General features: G+C 46.4%; 15 protein-coding genes. 6 read left to right on the top strand and 9 right to left on the bottom strand.

All coding sequences use genetic code 11. From position 1 onward, the window contains the following. Nucleotides 1-123 precede the first annotated feature (123 nt). On the bottom strand, nt 124-1,080 hold the full coding sequence (locus OM95_RS05045) for a helix-turn-helix domain-containing protein (protein WP_041870941.1): 957 nt from the start codon (nt 1,078-1,080) through the stop codon (nt 124-126). 83 nt (nt 1,081-1,163) lie between these two features. Between OM95_RS05045 and OM95_RS05040 the strand changes: the two genes are divergently transcribed. The 4 genes from OM95_RS05040 to OM95_RS05025 all read left to right on the top strand — a co-directional run bounded on the left by OM95_RS05040 (nt 1,164) and on the right by OM95_RS05025 (nt 4,537). Then, complete coding sequence (locus OM95_RS05040) at nt 1,164-1,979, top strand: MBL fold metallo-hydrolase (protein ID WP_291515592.1); 816 nt, start codon at nt 1,164-1,166, stop codon at nt 1,977-1,979. 45 nt (nt 1,980-2,024) lie between these two features. Next, a complete protein-coding gene (locus OM95_RS05035; RefSeq protein WP_041870939.1) occupies nt 2,025-3,107 on the top strand; it encodes an alpha/beta hydrolase in 1,083 nt (360 codons plus the stop codon). Nucleotides 3,108-3,227: 120 nt separating this feature from the next. Then, nucleotides 3,228-3,689: a hypothetical protein gene (locus tag OM95_RS05030; RefSeq protein WP_291515591.1), complete on the top strand. Its 462-nt coding sequence runs from the start codon at nt 3,228-3,230 to the stop codon at nt 3,687-3,689. Nucleotides 3,690-3,853: 164 nt separating this feature from the next. Further along, nucleotides 3,854-4,537 carry a TetR/AcrR family transcriptional regulator gene (locus OM95_RS05025; protein ID WP_041870937.1) on the top strand — a complete coding sequence of 228 codons (684 nt, stop codon included), beginning with the start codon at nt 3,854-3,856 and terminating at the stop codon, nt 4,535-4,537. A gap of 72 nt (nt 4,538-4,609) precedes the next feature. On the opposite strand, the gene OM95_RS05020 is transcribed toward OM95_RS05025, so the two are convergent. Next, nucleotides 4,610-5,797, bottom strand: coding sequence for a lytic transglycosylase domain-containing protein (locus tag OM95_RS05020; protein ID WP_041870936.1), 1,188 nt, complete (start codon nt 5,795-5,797; stop codon nt 4,610-4,612). 31 nt (nt 5,798-5,828) lie between these two features. Next, the gene (gene dacB, locus OM95_RS05015; RefSeq protein WP_291515590.1) at nt 5,829-7,268 is read right to left on the bottom strand and encodes a D-alanyl-D-alanine carboxypeptidase/D-alanyl-D-alanine-endopeptidase; all 1,440 of its coding nucleotides are present in this window, start codon (nt 7,266-7,268) and stop codon (nt 5,829-5,831) included. 90 nt (nt 7,269-7,358) lie between these two features. On the opposite strand from dacB, the gene OM95_RS05010 reads away from it, so the two are divergent. After that, nucleotides 7,359-8,291, top strand: coding sequence for a signal peptidase II (locus OM95_RS05010; RefSeq protein ID WP_041870934.1), 933 nt, complete (start codon nt 7,359-7,361; stop codon nt 8,289-8,291). 50 nt (nt 8,292-8,341) lie between these two features. Here the strand turns inward: OM95_RS05010 and OM95_RS05005 are convergent, their stop codons facing one another. From OM95_RS05005 to OM95_RS04990, 4 genes are all read right to left on the bottom strand, one after another. Further along, the gene (locus tag OM95_RS05005) at nt 8,342-9,601 is read right to left on the bottom strand and encodes a hypothetical protein (protein ID WP_041870932.1); all 1,260 of its coding nucleotides are present in this window, start codon (nt 9,599-9,601) and stop codon (nt 8,342-8,344) included. Next, on the bottom strand, nt 9,598-10,320 hold the full coding sequence (locus OM95_RS05000; protein WP_041870930.1) for a prepilin-type N-terminal cleavage/methylation domain-containing protein: 723 nt from the start codon (nt 10,318-10,320) through the stop codon (nt 9,598-9,600). The genes OM95_RS05005 and OM95_RS05000 overlap by 4 nt, the downstream gene beginning before the upstream one ends. After that, nucleotides 10,307-12,361 (bottom strand): IPT/TIG domain-containing protein, encoded by a 2,055-nt coding sequence (locus OM95_RS04995; protein ID WP_041870928.1) that lies wholly within the window; start codon nt 12,359-12,361, stop codon nt 10,307-10,309. The genes OM95_RS05000 and OM95_RS04995 overlap by 14 nt, the downstream gene beginning before the upstream one ends. A 212-nt stretch (nt 12,362-12,573) precedes the next feature. Then, the gene (locus OM95_RS04990; RefSeq protein ID WP_291515589.1) at nt 12,574-13,407 is read right to left on the bottom strand and encodes an exonuclease domain-containing protein; all 834 of its coding nucleotides are present in this window, start codon (nt 13,405-13,407) and stop codon (nt 12,574-12,576) included. 142 nt (nt 13,408-13,549) lie between these two features. Between OM95_RS04990 and OM95_RS04985 the strand changes: the two genes are divergently transcribed. Further along, complete coding sequence (locus tag OM95_RS04985) at nt 13,550-14,197, top strand: TorF family putative porin (RefSeq protein WP_291515588.1); 648 nt, start codon at nt 13,550-13,552, stop codon at nt 14,195-14,197. On the opposite strand, the gene OM95_RS04980 is transcribed toward OM95_RS04985, so the two are convergent. Beyond that, nucleotides 14,169-15,131: a flagellar motor protein MotB gene (locus OM95_RS04980; protein ID WP_041870924.1), complete on the bottom strand. Its 963-nt coding sequence runs from the start codon at nt 15,129-15,131 to the stop codon at nt 14,169-14,171. The genes OM95_RS04985 and OM95_RS04980 overlap by 29 nt on opposite strands. Nucleotides 15,132-15,228: 97 nt before the next feature. After that, entirely contained in the window at nt 15,229-16,095 is an 867-nt protein-coding gene (gene motA / locus OM95_RS04975; RefSeq protein ID WP_041870922.1) for a flagellar motor stator protein MotA, read from the bottom strand. Nucleotides 16,096-16,117 lie beyond the last annotated feature (22 nt).

The following is a 16,117-nucleotide window of genomic DNA, read 5'->3' as shown; positions in this document are numbered from 1 at the left end:
AACAGAACCTCTTCAGATGTTTAAATCACTTTCTGTATCGGTTTGTTACGCGCTCGACTTTAGCTGGTGAGTGAATTGTCCGTCTCAGATCGGGAATATATAGGCCAGGTTACCCGAGGTTGATTAGCTAATTGACCGGCGACGAAACTCTGAAGGACTTAAACCGATTTCACGCTTAAAAACTTTGCGAAAAGCCGAGGGGTCTCCGAGCCCGACTCTTTCTAAAATCTCTTCCAGACTTAATGATTGATCGGAAAGAAGCTGTTTGGCCTTTTCAACACGCTTGATCTGTAAATACCTCTGCGGACTGATTCCAAAGGCTTCTGAAAACTTTCTTTGGAAAGTCCTAAGACTCATCAGAGAAAACTCGGCCATATCATTTACCTGAATATCCCTGCGCAGATTGTTCTCGACCCAAGCTTCCAGGTTTTCAAATCCACTTCCCGCTTTACCTGGAAGTACCAGCTTCATCGAGAATATCGACTGACTTTCGCGAATCGTTTCCGCCAGAATAATCTTCCCTACTTTCTGGGCCACATTTTTCCCGGAACTTCTGCCAATAATACTTAGTAAAAGATCGATAGCCGCTAAGTAACCTCCCGCTGTGATGAATTCCGACGTTTCACAGATCATTTTTTGAATGTTCCACTGAACTTCTGGAAACTTCTGTTTTGCAAAATCCAGCCAGGCCCAATGCGTGGTCGCTGAGGCTCCATCCAAGAGTCCGGCCTGAGCCACAATCAGACTGCCCAGACAAGAGGAGACAATCACAGAACCCTTGTCTCGATATGCCTGTAGCAAACGGCCTTCTTTTTCATAGTTATTTAAGAACGAAGGTTTAAAGTCTGTCGCCGGAGGTACAATAATATAGTCGTATGCCTTTCCTGGGGCCTTCGCCTGAAGAGAGACCTCGCCATCGCCGACATGGCGTTGTTTGTAGCTAATGATCTCTAACTCGTAAAAATCACTCTCTAATACCATGTTTGCAATCTTGAATACGTCCCTGATAAGAAGGACAAAGCCGATACTGACAGCATCATAAGCCATAATGGCGATCTTTAGGTTTTTTCGTTTTGGCATAATTAACCCCTAAAGTGTCATTTATGCCACTTTAAAACGGATTACGCAAAGGGTAAAACAGGCTCCAAGCGAAGGAGCTTATTATGACATTCATCAATCTTCCACCCGCACCCCCTCATATCGAAATCGTTCACGTTGGCGGCCCCACAGTGCTTATCGAAATCGATGGCTACAAAATTATTACAGATCCCACCTTTGACGAGGCTCAGTCGATTTACCCTGGCCCAGTGACTTTGCATAAAACCGAGGCCCCTGCCGTAGATCGCAAAGATCTTGGCAAGATCGATCTTGTTTTGCTGACTCACGATGAACACGCCGACAACCTAGATCACTCTGGACGAGAGCTTCTGCCCTTGGCTCAACACGTTCTCACCACGCAATCCGGCGCCAAACGACTGAAAAACAATGCGGTGGGTATGTCACCATGGGACGAAAGAAGATTTCGCACTCCCAACGGAAGAGAGCTTAAAATCACGGCGACTCCAGCGCAACATGGCCCCGAAGGAATCGAAGCCGTTGTTGGTGAAGTCATCGGATTCGTGATCACGGATGTAAACTCTCAACAAGATCTTTTCTATATCACTGGCGACACGGTTTGGTATCCCGGAGTCAAAATGGTGGTCGATACATTTAAGCCGAAATACATTTTCGCGTTTGCTGGCGCCGCCCATCCAACCGAAGTTCCCGTACGTCTAACCATGGATACCAACGAAGTACTTTCCTTGTCACACGCGTCTCCCAATTCGAAAATCATTCCAGTTCACCAGGATAACTGGCAGCACTTCACCCAAGGTAAAATGCTCATGGACACTGCGTTTGCGATGTTTGGCCTGCAAAAAAGACTTATCGATCTTGCACCCGGAACTCGCATGATTCTGAATACTGCTGACAATAATTAGTTTTTTCCGCCCAACAGGCAGACGGATAAAGAGAAGGACTTCATTATGTTTATTAAAAAAATCAGGCCGCTTTGTGTAGGATTTGTGACTGTTTTGTGGTGTCTTGGCACTCAAGCCGTCTCAATTCCAAATGAGTTGGGAGAGCCCACCGCTGGCGGCTTCCCGCGAGAATCCAGTTCTGCCTATCAAATTATTTATGGCTCGGTCAAAGTTGGCAATGAAGTTCAACGAGTGATTGTGACTAAACCCGCTGGCGATAAACCTTCACCGGCACTTCTCTTCGTCGGTGGCTTAGGCTGCTATTCGATGGATTTTTCGGGTACAGGCCCGAAGCCGGATGCCTATCACCGCATTATTGATTTTGTGGCGCGCCTAGGCTTTGTAACCATGCGAGTGGAAAAGACAGGCATGGGTGATAGCAAAGGAACCCCTTGCCAGTTACAAAGTTTTCAACGGGAGTTAGCTGGATTCAAAGCCGGAATGAAAGCTTTGGCCAGTTACCCTTTTGTGCAAAAAGATCGTCTCTATATTTTTGGTCATAGTATTGGCGGCGTGATCGCTCCCTTTATAGCCCAAGAAGTGAGCGTTAAAAAAATTGCGGTCTATGGAAGCTTAGCCACAAAATGGTTTGATTATGACATCTCTAACCATCGCCGCCAGTTTCTTCTTGCAGGCTATCAACCTAATCAGGTTGCCGGAATCATGAATAGAATTGCTTTGGTTTCTCAGGAATTTTATAAATACAAAAAAACACCCCAAGAAATTCTGACCAAGTACCCCGACATGAACCATTACTTTCAAATGCAAGCACATTGGACTTATATGCAAGAGTTAGGTGATGTTGATCCGGTTGCGGATATCAGCCAGGCACGAACAGCCGTGGTAGTTTTTTCGGGCTCTTCGGATTTTATCGGCTCGCAATGGTCAGAATTTATTTCGATGGCCGCGCAAATTAACGGATTTGGAACCAGTTCCGTCAAACTGGTGGCCGTTCCCAACGGAGACCATTTCATTCGCAAAGCCTCTTCGCAACTGAGCAGTTTTAACGGCAAGGAACCCAATGAGAGCCCACTGCCCTTTCAAGAGTCTTTCCTTGAGCAAATCAAGACGGACTTTTTGGAACTCTAAGAAAACATGAGGACTCACGTACCGCCATTTTCGCCCCCTGTATCAAAGTTAGACAGGGGGGCCTGCCTAAAATCAAATATAAAGAAGAATACAGCGCCCTCATTTTGCACTAATACCGCAATGAGGGAATTTCTTATGCATCTATTCAAGCTGCTCATGGTCTTTGCATTTTTCTTTTCTATGGTTTCCGCTCAGGCGGGAAGCCTTTGCCAAGTCACCGGAAAGAACCGCCTGGCAATGGATCAACGTGACGATCTAAGAATGCAATGTTTAAAGCAGAAGAAAAACCAACTGACGGTGGCTTCGTGCTTAAATGTCGCGAAAACAATGGAATACTCCACCAACGCTGAAGAGGCGCGCCTTGTCTGTCTTTACGAGCTTCGCCAAATCGGGATCAAGGACTGCCATGCGATTTCTAAAAGCATGGAATATGCGGATACGGGCGACGAGGTTCGTTGGGATTGCCTTCGCCGCTTCAATCGCTCGCTCACCAAAAAACAGTGTCAGAGTTTTGCTAAAAGCATGGCCTATCCCGCCAATGCTCAACGAGCTGAAGTTTATTGTTCACAAGAACTTGAGTAGGCAAAAACAAGCAGGAATCACATTCCCTACTAAAATCCATATTCATTGCAGGATCATTACAATTCTGTAAAAAACCAGACTTGCCCGTATCTGCGTTGCTCCTTATTCTGTCCTCATTAGGACACGAATCCATACTGAGCGTATTTAGAAGGGATAATTCTGGCATGAGTCAGTCACTTGAGAAAGAAAAAGCAAAGAAAACTAAGATCATCGTGAAAGCGCCGACACAAGAGCGTTCAAGACAAACGGTGGCAACCATCTTAGATGCCTGCTCTCGTTTGTTAATTTCCGAAGGCTTTTACTCGATAACGACAGATAAAATTGCGAAAGAAGCTGGCGTCAGCATCGGGTCCCTTTATCAGTTTTTTGGCAACAAGGAATCCGTCGTTCAAGCCGTGGTTAAAAACATCGTCGAAGAGGACAAGCGCCTTATTAGTGAAAAAATGCGCGCGATCTCTCCCCTTCCCCCTGAACAGCGTGTGAAAGCTATGATCGAACTTGCCGTGGAAACAATCCGCCGCAACTCAGAACTGCGCGCCAAACTAACAACGATCCAATATTATGTTGCTGAAGCCGCTTATATGTCCGAATCCATTCGCTTCTTCCAAGAGGTGGTTCGTTACAATCTTCCGCCGATTCCAGGCCGCGACATGGACAAGGTTTCTTATCTAGTCGTCAATGCCTTTATCGGTTTGGTAAATACAATGTCTATCGATAAGCCCGAAGCTATCCACGATGCGGGCATTGTAAAAGAAATCCATCAATTGTTCTTTAAATATTTGGACATAGGTTCATCGATGGAGACAACTGCGACGAACGCTTCCCGCGCAAAGGGCGACTTTATTTAAATTGAACCTCTTGATCGAAATAATAAAGGGAGCCTTGCTGGCTCCCTTTTTTTATTTTCAAAATGACAGAGTCTAACGACTTTTCTTATCTTCCATAGCCACGGTACGATTTTTCCGTGCTAGAGAAATCAAAGCCACATTGTATTTATCCTTCGGAACTGAAATCACCGTTTGGGCCGGAATAGGATGACCTTTGCGAGCTTTTTGAGTCAGATGCGGATTATACACCTGAGCTTTTGAGTCATCGCCGTCAAACCAGCCCACAATCTCTTTATACTTCACAGACACGGGAAGTTTTAATTCCTGAGCCGGCAAAGGTTTGGACCATACGACGGAGCCGTAATATTTATTCGCGTTCTTTTCAACTTCCAAGGCGGCAAGGAAACTTGCATAAAAGTTTCTTGAAGCAAAACCAAAGCTTTTGCGCGAACGAACGTTTTGCACCAGCTCACCCAATTCGCGGGTTTCATAGCTTCTGGTCATTTTTAAAACGCCGGTCGGTCCGTGATTGTAACCCGTGACCGCCAAAGGCCAGGATTCAAGCATATTGTAGTTCTGACGAAGAAGTTTTGCCGCAAGCTTTGTCGCTTCCAGCGGATGATTTCGTTTATCTACAACGGGAGAAATCATCTTATAAGGGCGAGCGGTGTAAGGCATGATCTGCCAAATGCCGCTTGCTCCCACTTTGGAACGAGCCATGATATTGAACGAGCTTTCGACAAATGCCAGACGCGTCAGTTCCACAGGAACTTTGTTGTCTCGGAAAATTTTTTCCATGTCTTCAAGGTAACGACCGGAATAGAAAATCGCGTCTTGCATGCGATCTTTCTGACCCAATTGAAAGCGCAAGCGTTCCCCTTCTTCAGGAGTTGCCAAGCGAGCCGCGATGACTTTTTTTACTTCATCGACTTTCTTTTGCTTTTCACGCTCGGTCTTAAGACCTTTGAGATCGACAATTTCATAAACTGTTTCGACATTTTCTGAATCGTGAATAACACCTTGTTCTGTCGTGTATTTGGTATAGACATCGATCCAAAACTGAACCTGTTTTTCCATGCCTTTAGGAATGGAAAAGGCACTGTCGTGATAGCCCAAGGAGGCAGATTGATCCGCATAGGAAGGTGCACGCCAAGGGCGAACTTCTTCAGGACTTCTTCCCAATACCTGGGGCACCACTTGCGCAGCAATATCACCTTGCGCTCCCGCGATAGAAGCGACAGATAAGATTGCGCATAATATTGAGACACTCAGCTTTTTCATCGAACGTCCACCTTCCTGGTTCTCATTCGGCTTATTTTACAAGATAAATAAGTAAATTATCAAAAAACGCGCGAATCTTCGTTTCATCCGTAGACCCGTTATAAACAAATGAAAACGTGACCACTCGACCATCCTCTAATCCCGCGTAACCGGCTAAGGATACGACATTCGTCAAAAATCCCGTTTTAGCACGCACCCAGCGTTCGGCCGAAGAGTTTTTCATTCGCTTTTTGAGAGTGCCATCAACGCCCGCGATGGGCAAGGACGTCAGAAATTCGGGCTGGACTCGGAAATCATCCCGCAAGTGGTCCAATACTTTCCACATAGCGAAGGATGAAATTCTGTTTTCTCGTGACAAACCAGATGGCGAGTTTATTTTGTACTGATCCGCAGGAAGCCCTAAACTTTGCAGATGCTCATTAATAACCTGCATGCCGTCTGCCAACGTCGCTCCTTTTGACTTTTTCGCCACACCCAAGTTTTTTGTAAGCATTTCGGCGACGTAGTTATTGGAAAACTTATTCATGTCGGCCACCATCTGCTCGATCGGCTTGCTTTCTGATTCCGCTAAAACATCCGCCTTCTCTGGTGTGACACCGTTCTTCACGTCTCCGGTCAGTTGAATTCCTCTTTGCGCCAAAAAAGATTTCAAATTGTAGCCTGCCCAAAGGTCGGGTTGCTGAACATTCTTAAAAATGACAACCTCTTTCAAACCCTGTCCGATCGATCCGCCCACAATGACGACGTCGCCGGGAAACTTCTTATCATCTTCCCGGTCCGCTATCAGATTGTTTCCCGAACCAGACACGGTTTTCGCCCGATTGACCAAACGAATGTATTCATTTTCTGGATCAATGGTTACTTGCGCACCGGTCCCGACCCCATTCGGGCGAACAAAAATATTCACCGAGTTCCAATTGAAACTCATCGCGCCCACCGGGGCGTCGTAAGCCCGGTCCACGCGCTCTTTCTGCCGACTCAGGTCGTAACGAACTTTGTCAAAAAGAGAATCGTCGACGACGATGTCGCCTTCAATTTTTTTAACGTTATTCCGAGTGAAAGCGTTGACCAGGTACCACATATTTTCTGAGACAAAAGAGGGGTCGCCTGCCCCTTTTAGGTAAAGAGTCCCCTTAAGAACACCATTCTTGGGTTCTGCCGTGGATAGCAGCTGAGTTTTGAATTTATAACCGGGCGGAAAGTGTTCTAAAACAGCTGAAGCCGTGGCAATTTTGGAAATCGAAGCCGGGATCATCACTTTGGAACCGTTGTTGTCCAAAAGAACTTTCATTTCTTCGCCTTCGCCGACCGTGGCATACATGCCCAAATCCTTGGCGTCCACGCCATATTTCTTCAGCAAAGATTGATATTCTTTGGCAAGATCAGCAAATTTGTCTTTGGAATCAGAGCCTGGTGTTTGCGCATTTGTAAAAGCAGAAAATAGCAAAATAGTGGCGATAAGATATTTCAAGTCCAGCTCCCTCGGTCGTACCCGTCTAGGTATAGTAAAGGCTGAAGTTTTTCTTCGCAAGAACTGGCGTGAATTGTTAGACTGAAGTGCATGAAAAAACGTGAATGGCTTATAGTGATTCTTCCCCTTCTGGCAACTTGGCTCATCGACCGCGTTACGAAAGTTTGGGCTACAGGCATCACGCAGCTAAAATCCTTTGGTCCGATTCATTTTGTTTTGCACCATAATCATGGCGCTATGCTCGGTTTGTTCTCGGATTTGCCCTCTGTGCTTAGAATCGTGTCATTGTCTACGGGCGGTGCCTTCCTTCTTTGTACATATGCTTTGATTCAATACCTTTTGCCCATCAAGTCACTTACGCTGCGAAGCGGTCTCTCTATTTTGATCGGCGGCATTATTGGCAACGTCACTGACAGAATCATATGGGGTTATGTCGTGGACTTCATTGTCGTCGGCACACCTTCACTTTCAAGCCCTGCCTTCAATTTAGCCGATGCTTTGCAATGGCTGGGCTATGCCTTGATCGTCTATGCAATCATTCGCGAAGGTGAGCTGCTTTGGCCGGAAAACAACGTGCGCAAGCAGTACTGGGTCAACATGCCTTTCCAGTTGAAATATTGTTTTATTTTGATGGCGGTGGGTTTAAGTCTGACCTTGATCTGTCTGGTTTTTTCGTACACTTATATGCGTGTCACCATCCAGGAACTGGTAGGAAACAACGCTTTTCTTCTCAATAAATTCCTGGTCCCTTATGTGATCACCTTCATTATTATCTGCATTGCCTTTTGCGCCATCTTGTTTGCGGTGGGACGTTTGATTTCTCATCGTATTGCCGGACCACTTTACGCCTTCGAACGCTTCCTGAAGACTTCTTTGGAAGGAACCTCCACTCCACTGAAATTACGAGCGGGAGACGAATTTAAACATCTCGAAGAGCTGGCCGAACAAGTCAACGAGCGCTTAAATCAAATTAAAAAAGAGCGCACTGTCAACGTGATCGAATACAAAGACGATGAAAATTAAAAATGGGAATTTTTCCGAAATTCCCTTGAAAGCCTTTCGCGAACCGTGCGCTAACGCACATAATACCAAAACTTCATATTTGCGTTAGCCCCTTGAACATTCCCACACACAGGCTCCTCTGTCCCACAAGATGAAGCCGATACTCCTATGGTCACGGGAAGACCGCCTGGAGTTTTTCCGTCAAAACGAAATCTCTTTTCGAAGTCACACGTGTTGCCACAAGGAGGCCCACCACTCGTTCCTTTCGATTTCTCGACATAACTGATATTGGCTTGTCCTCCGGCACCACCACTGCCCTCGATAGGCTTCAGTCCATAGGTGCACGTCGAAGACTCCGTTCTCACGGTATCCCACACAATGTTATCTTTCTTAAAACAAAGTCTATGAACAGTCGCTCCTCCATCTGGAGAACATGCGATCATGTCATCATTCCAATCCACTGAAGGCAGGATTCGTCCCGTGGTTCGTTCCTCGGGGTTTTTGGGATAATTGGCTCCCGCAGTGGGCGTTGAATCATCCGGAAGAATGGTCGCACCATTTTGTGAATAAACCAACATCCAGCCAGCTCCACATTCATCCGATGGATTCATCTTACAATACACTTCGGTCGGCCCGCGATCAGGCAAAATGATAGTATAGTTCCCATCAGCGGTAAAACCCATTTCCACCAAGTCCTTGCAGGAACTTGGAGTCTTTTCCGGAAAACCGACAACTTGTTCGATGACACTTGCGCAGGTAAGCCCGCTTTTCAAGCAGACTTCGTAGGAGACGCACACTAGATCCTTACCACAAGAATAGCATGAGCCGTCTTCGCAGTCGTCCAAAACCATTGCATTACTTATATGAGCTGAACGGGGGTCCTCTGGCCAATAAACACTTTCTTGAGAAGCCCGAACATCGACGCCAAGAAGAGCTTGCGCCATCATCTTAAATTTTGAGTTTCGCTCCCTGAAGGCCGTAAAGACCGCCCTGCGAATCGAAGAGGTCTTCAAACAGTAAATGCCATCGATGCCGCACAATTCATCACCCTCTGGAAAACAGAAATCAAGATTTCCTACGCGCAGCGGATAAAGATTGCCATAGGTAGAGCACTGACTTCCTTTATTCTTCACCATGACCCCAAGATCGTACGCGCGCTTAATCTTCTGGGCGATATCTTCTGAAGCACTTTGTGCCAAATAAGCTCTTCGATAAATCATTTTCGTCTTCAAAAGCGAATCAAAATTCCTGGTGATCTCGAACATGATAACAGACGAAATCACGGCAAAAATCAGTGCAAATCCCAATAGCGAAAAACCGGCCTTATTCATTTCAAGATTTCCGATCTAAAAAAATATATCTTCCCAAAAGCACGATCTGCGAAAACGCCCTTGGCGCTGTCGCGAATGACATTATTCCTAAAGAAAATTCGCGTCTTTCTTCCAATATCCCGGTATCTACGCTCTTCGCATTTATGCAGACACCAACTCTGCCCAGAAAAAAAACGTCTTGTTTTTATTTCGATCTGTACAGAATGGACGTTCCCTTCTGCCGTGATCTGCGGCTCACTCACCGCCATGGACAACAACCCACTAAAAGAAATTGCTTTATGCGAGGGCCGGGGCTCTCCGCCCGTATCAAAGAAAATCATCCCTGGAGTATTTTCCGTCGGCTCTTTGAAGAACATCCCTGTCACCTTATAAGAGCTCTTATTCCTAGTCGCGTGTTCTTGTTTGAAAAGCCCCAGGGTGTGTACGCTGCCATCACCCGCTTGGCCAAAACTTCCCAATCTTAACAACCCCTGTTGTCCATCGGATTTATAGCTATCTATATTGTTTGTCGTAGTTTTCAGATTAATAGCCTGACTGAGGTACGATCTGGAAAAGTACAACATCTTCATCAACTCTTCTTCGTGGCTGATCGCTCCTACTACCGCAACATAGTTTTCCTTCACAAATTTTAGATAGTACAGGGATGCGCCTATTGCCACTCCTGCCAAACCTGTTGCCACCAGGACTTCAATCACTGTGAATCCCTTACTTCTCTTCATAGACCAACGTTCCACTCCACTCTTTTTGGATTCCAGTTCCGTTAGAGACCATAACCCGAACATTCCCAGCAGCAGCCCTTGGCGGCGCGAAGCAAGTCATTTCCGCAGACGACAGTACGGCCACGTCTCCGCAAAGAGCTCCACCAATAAAAACTTGAGTTTGGCTACCGAAACCTTTTCCAAGAATTCTCACGGAAGCACCCTTAGTCGAAACTTTTTCGGGAGCTACCATGGTGACTTCTAAAACCTGTTCTTCATCGGCCTCATTTGATTTTGGTGATGGTACTGGTGAAGGTGGCGGCACCACTTGACTTCGATCTACCATCTCATCGCAATCAGGCGCAAAGGACGCCATCGGAGCAACTTTCGTCACGAATGTAACTCCCGGAGGGGCCTTCCCATTAAAAGTCCACTCGGCCGTAGCACTAAAGGAGTTTATGGCAAAGCACTGGAATATGTTGTGCCACCCAATCCAACAAGCATAGCCTCCACACCCATCCCCGGAACCGAGACCCGCGGGATACCCATGTGTACGAACATCTCTATAAGGAGGTTGATTCCCAGGGTTGGGGAAAAATTGGCAAGAAGGCTTTTCATTGTAAACCCCGGCTTCTATACAACAGTTAGGGTCATCACCGACGACCCTATAGGGCAACCAGGTCACCACGGTCGCACGGGCCCAGACCTCTTGGGTGCACTTTCTGGCCTTGTGCACACACAGTCGTTCAGACGTATAAACTTCGCTATCGGCCTTCACCACTCGCTGACCGCAGGCGGTATCTGCCGGACAATCTAAACATTGGTCCTTGCGAGTACTCGCACAATAAGCACAGGCAGGGACTCGAATGACCTCCGATAGAAAGGATTTTTTCGAAAGATTCCCAGCTCCATCGACACTCAGGGCTTCAAGGTTTATCTGGCAGCTCCAAGGAATATTTTCGTATTCGATTTTGAGAAACTCCGCAGAGTTCTGGTCGGCCGTTGAAACAACCCTTGAAGGAGAGCGCCCACAAATTGATAGTTTATCACAAGGCACCCACAGGTTCGACTCTTGGAACTCTGGTATGATGGGGGCTCCCGGACAAATCTCTTTCCCTTGAGGCAAAAAAGTCGAAGACAGGCTTCGGCACAACATTCCGTCTCCGGGACCTCTCTTTTTTGAAAAATAGCCGACTTCAAATGAAAATTTATGTGTCGGAAACTCGCAAACTTTTGCGGTGGCCTTAGATTCATTAACGATATTTTTAAACTCTGGTTCGACAGGCTCATCGGAATCAACTTGAGGCATAAAGTTCAAAGACAAAGAACAGGCGACTCCGGCGCCCTTCGCGTTCCCGGAAGTTCCTTTTAATTCCACATTCCATCCGATATCCCAGATATTTTCCCCAAACGTTGCAACTCGATCCTGCACCATTGCTGCGGGTTCGTTTCGTGACAATGGTCTGCTGTAAAGGGGGCGCACGATATTTTTACAGGAAATGACCTCTCCGGATGACGCAAGATAAGGCTGAATCTTGATTGTGATCTGTCCCTTTTCAAGGTCCGAAATCTTATCGTGCTGAAATACGGAATAAAGATCCACTCCTTGAGTGCAAACTTCAGGCGAGGAATTAAACACAGAGGCTAATATCTGATTCGTTCCATTATATAAATAGGGCAATCTTGAAACCGTGGTCTTTGGAGTCTGACTAAGTAAACTCTTTCCTTGAATCGCGCCCCATCTATCAGCGACTGAAATGAGGCCCCCTCCCGTCGAAGCATCTGATTGTTCTGAAGGTAGATTCTCAACCCATCGTACATTGGACAGATCCTGCAGACCCACCGGCGTCGAGTCTAAATTCACACCTAGTCCCTTTATCTTCGAGGCCACCGCACGTAAATTCTCAGCACAGCTTTCTTGATCTGAAACAATCCGAAGTCCTTGCCATTTAGATGATAGTCCCACAGCCGTCAAACCCAGTAAGACGGCCAGGACACCTATCGCTACCAGAGTCTCTACGACAGAAAATCCTTTGGTTCCAGATATTCTGGATATATCCATAATCCCCCCAAGTTTAACCTCAGATGAAATTCTCTCGCACCTAGAATTCCACGATAGTGAGACTTCACCTACATTATAATATCGGCTGGATTCACCGAAATTAGTATTGCTGAAGAGGTTTCTTCAAAAAAAACGTTTTCTAAGAGGGGGGTCAGCGTACACAACTATACGAAGGCCTATTGATCTGAAAAAATGAGAAGGAATGAATGAATTTACCCAACATCGGCGATGCGGTTTAAATAGTAACGCTTGGGCGTTTTTTCTTTGTGACAAAAAGCCTGAAGATAATCTCCGTCAGGATTTCGGACTATTCCGATAGGCGTGACCCGACGCACTTCCCCTTTTGCCGAGCCCCCCATATATACCATGTCCACGTCTTGTTTCGCCAGAATTGCCTGTTTGAGCAGCACGAACTTGGATTCATTCAAGGCGGCCAAAGAATAATCGCGCCACCAAAGATTTTTTCCCTGACTTTTTATAGCATCAGTCAATGTTACGTTCGGATCCATTTTCTGAAAACAGGCCAGCGCAACATACAAACATGATTTTGCATCGTCATAAGCGCGATGGGCCTGGCCCCCATCAATGGTCAAATGCTTCACCAAAGTTTGCAGCTTGTGATTTTCTACACCGTGAATCCATTTACGCGAAAGAAGACTGGTGCACAAAGCCGGCTCAGGCGGCAGTGACAGATGATACTTTTCAAACTCCGCCGCCAAAAAACCCATATCAAAAGGAGCATGATGTGCCATCACTACCGACCCTTTGATGAAAGAATGGATCTCATGAATTTTATCAGCCATCGCGGGGGCATCCTGCACCATTTCGTTGGTGATTCCGTGAATACCGATGATGAAATCGGTCATGGGTTCGCGTGGCTTCAAAAGAAACTGCAGGCGGCCAACCTCTTCGCCTTGAAACCATTTGATGGCGCCAAACTCGACGATGTCGTGCCCCACGGGATAAGCTCCACTAGTTTCAGTATCAAAAGCGACAAAGGTGTAATCATGCAAAGGCAAATTTAAATTCATAAGAACCGGCACCATAACACCTTTTTGCCTGAGCGACCAGAGCCAAAAGTCCAGTCCCCCAAATCCACTTTGGTGAAGTCTTTGTTTTTCGCACTTATTTAGTTCAGAATGAGTGGGACTATCTATGCGAAGATACATTGCTTTTATAATTATTCTAATGAGCTTCTGGAAGGCACAAGGCGCCGATGGCACTTCGCCAACCTTTGATCTTTCCGGAGATATCAGCCTTCTTTCCCATTATGTGGAAAACGGCCTGTCCCAATCGGACAAGTCGCCAGCCCTTCAGGGAACATTTTGGTTTCATTTTGGTTCGCAGTTCCGCTTGGGTGTTTGGGGCTCCAACACTAATTTCGAAAATAGCGATGATCATTTTAATCTCAGACTTTTAGGTGACATCAAAGTCACTTTTTCCGCCAATACAAATCTGGTCATCAGTTATGCGCAAAGCCAGTACTACAATGGTGGGGACCGAAACGGAAACATCATTGGTGTCCGTTTGAACATGTTCGACTATCGCATCATGTATGACAGCCTTAGCAATTGGGAAGGTACGGATGAAAACTCGAAGCGCTTTGCGTTCGGCAAAGTTTCCAATGTTTTCAATGGCTGGAAGTGGAATAACGAGATCGGTTACAACACACCCAATGTCGACAATATAAATGCTTACTTCGACGGGCGCACTGGGTTAGGAACAAAATGGGGCGTGATCTTCTTAGAAGGAGCTCTCACTGGAACCAGCGAAAGCTCCCAATTCAATGGGGCCGGCGACGTCTTTTTTATTCTGTCGGCGTCGACGGATCTGTAATTCCAGCAGCATCGTTGAGTTCTTGATCCACCTGTTCTTTTAAGTTTTTCGGCGGTTCTTGCTCTTTTTTACGATTGCTGATCTGATTCACAAAGTTGTCATACACAGACATATCCACACGTGACGGACCAAACAGTGTTTCGAGTTTTCGCGGTTTTCGTCCATCCGAAGTGATTTCCTTCTGCGCGATCTTCACTCGGATGAAGCCCACGAGTTTCGCCGGATCGATCTCTCCCCGTTTTTCTTTGACACTGATTCCACCAGTCACGGACACCGTGTTCGTTTCCAGGGATGCCAGGATCTTATTGCGAACGATGTCGAATCTTTCTGCCGCCACTTTATTTGCAGTCATCACATTGCCATCAGCCACCGCTTGCACAAACAATCCTGACGTCAACTTGATGTCAGCTTCTTTAAGACCGGTTGTAATGCCTTTGATTTTATCCATGACTTTCACGAAACTTGCGTTCGGTGTGGCCGTGCCTCTTTCAAAAAGCATGTAGTCAGGGATATCAAAGTCGTAACCTTCAGGAGTGACCGTCACATTTTTCGCAACGTCATTCATCTGGTCAGCCAAGTAAGCCGCCACCACTTTTGTGGAGCCCATATCCAAAAGATTTGGCGTTGTGTCCGCGGGCTCCATAAAACTTTGGAAAGCTTTTAAGGGCTCATTCAAGATATCCAGGAATAATTTCTCGAGCGTGATTTCTGCGCCGAAGTTCTGGAAGTTGTACTCAATCACAGAAGGTGTCGAGAAATAATCTGAAACGGCTTTTTTTGTTTCTTCGGATTGACCTAACAGCCACATGACCAGAAAGAATGCCATAAGGGCCGTCATGAAGTCGGCCAAAGCCACCTTCCAGGAACCGCCGTGGTGGCCGCCTCCTGAAACGATGATCTTTTTGATAACAATGGTTTGCTTTTTTTCTGCCATTTCTTATCCAGTTTTCTTGAGGAATCCTTCCTCAGTCCTTATTTCATCACAAGTCCGGTTGTGCGGGACAAAGCCCGCTTGGCCTTTGCGGCTCTAATTAAGCCGCTTTCTTAATCTCTTTTGTTGCCTTATCTACTTCGTCAAATGAAGGACGCTCTTCAGGCATGATCGTACGACGAGCGTACTCGACACACACGATCGGTGGCGCGCCTCTTTGCAACGCAATCATGGCTGCTTTAATACAAGCCAGATAGCGACCTTCCGCTTCGATATCCGCACCCATTTTTGATGCTGTTGGTGCAATCAAACCGTAGGCACAGAAAACCCCTAACATCGTTCCAACCAGGGCGCCGGCAACCAAGGAACCGATTTTTTCAACCCCTTCGGTCAAGTGGGCCATGGTTTTTACGATACCCAGAACCGCGGCAACGATACCCAATCCAGGGAAACCGTCGGCGACTGTTTGTACCGCATGTGCAGCCATGTGTTCTTCGTGGTGAATCGCTTTAATATCGGCATCAAGAAGATCATCAACATCGTAGGGTGACATCTCTGCTGACAACGTGATTTTCATCGTGTCGCACAGAAAGTGAACCGCATGATGATTATGCATGAAGCTTGGATAAGCTTTGAAGATGTCACTCTTCTCTGGTTCCTCGATGTGTTTTTCAATCCCTTGCGGTCCTTCTTTTCTGAACGCTTGGAAAAGCTGGAACATCATCTGCAACAGTTCGACATAATCCTGCTTCTGCGGACCTTTTGCCGTCATTGCTTTGATACTCAATTTGAAACCGGATTTAATAATTTTCATCGGGTTCGCAATGATATACGCACCGAGTGCGGCGCCCCCGATAATCATCATTTCGATTGGCGCCGCCTTTAAGATAACGGACATGTGACCGCCGGCTATAATAAAGCCCCCGAACACCATCACGAATACGACTATGATACCTACAAATCCCATAAGATATGACCTCTTCAGTTTC

Origin of the sequence: Bdellovibrio sp. ArHS (assembly GCF_000786105.1) — a bacterium.
Taxonomy (GTDB): Bacteria; Bdellovibrionota; Bdellovibrionia; order Bdellovibrionales; family Bdellovibrionaceae; genus Bdellovibrio.
The sequence above is the reverse complement of the archived record's forward strand: the minus strand, read 5'-3'. Positions and strand labels throughout refer to the sequence as shown.

What these genes read in the sequence shown, in the direction of transcription:
- OM95_RS05045 (WP_041870941.1), bottom strand. Translation starts at nt 1,080, where the DNA reads ATGCCAAAACGAAAAAACCTAAAGATCGCCATTATGGCTTATGATGCT.
- OM95_RS05040 (WP_291515592.1), top strand. Translation starts at nt 1,164, where the DNA reads ATGACATTCATCAATCTTCCACCCGCACCCCCTCATATCGAAATCGTT.
- OM95_RS05035 (WP_041870939.1), top strand. Translation starts at nt 2,025, where the DNA reads ATGTTTATTAAAAAAATCAGGCCGCTTTGTGTAGGATTTGTGACTGTT.
- OM95_RS05030 (WP_291515591.1), top strand. Translation starts at nt 3,228, where the DNA reads ATGAGGGAATTTCTTATGCATCTATTCAAGCTGCTCATGGTCTTTGCA.
- OM95_RS05025 (WP_041870937.1), top strand. Translation starts at nt 3,854, where the DNA reads ATGAGTCAGTCACTTGAGAAAGAAAAAGCAAAGAAAACTAAGATCATC.
- OM95_RS05020 (WP_041870936.1), bottom strand. Translation starts at nt 5,797, where the DNA reads ATGAAAAAGCTGAGTGTCTCAATATTATGCGCAATCTTATCTGTCGCT.
- OM95_RS05010 (WP_041870934.1), top strand. Translation starts at nt 7,359, where the DNA reads ATGAAAAAACGTGAATGGCTTATAGTGATTCTTCCCCTTCTGGCAACT.
- OM95_RS05005 (WP_041870932.1), bottom strand. Translation starts at nt 9,601, where the DNA reads ATGAATAAGGCCGGTTTTTCGCTATTGGGATTTGCACTGATTTTTGCC.
- OM95_RS05000 (WP_041870930.1), bottom strand. Translation starts at nt 10,320, where the DNA reads ATGAAGAGAAGTAAGGGATTCACAGTGATTGAAGTCCTGGTGGCAACA.
- OM95_RS04995 (WP_041870928.1), bottom strand. Translation starts at nt 12,361, where the DNA reads ATGGATATATCCAGAATATCTGGAACCAAAGGATTTTCTGTCGTAGAG.
- OM95_RS04990 (WP_291515589.1), bottom strand. Translation starts at nt 13,407, where the DNA reads ATGGTGCCGGTTCTTATGAATTTAAATTTGCCTTTGCATGATTACACC.
- OM95_RS04985 (WP_291515588.1), top strand. Translation starts at nt 13,550, where the DNA reads ATGAGCTTCTGGAAGGCACAAGGCGCCGATGGCACTTCGCCAACCTTT.
- OM95_RS04980 (WP_041870924.1), bottom strand. Translation starts at nt 15,131, where the DNA reads ATGGCAGAAAAAAAGCAAACCATTGTTATCAAAAAGATCATCGTTTCA.
- motA (WP_041870922.1), bottom strand. Translation starts at nt 16,095, where the DNA reads ATGGGATTTGTAGGTATCATAGTCGTATTCGTGATGGTGTTCGGGGGC.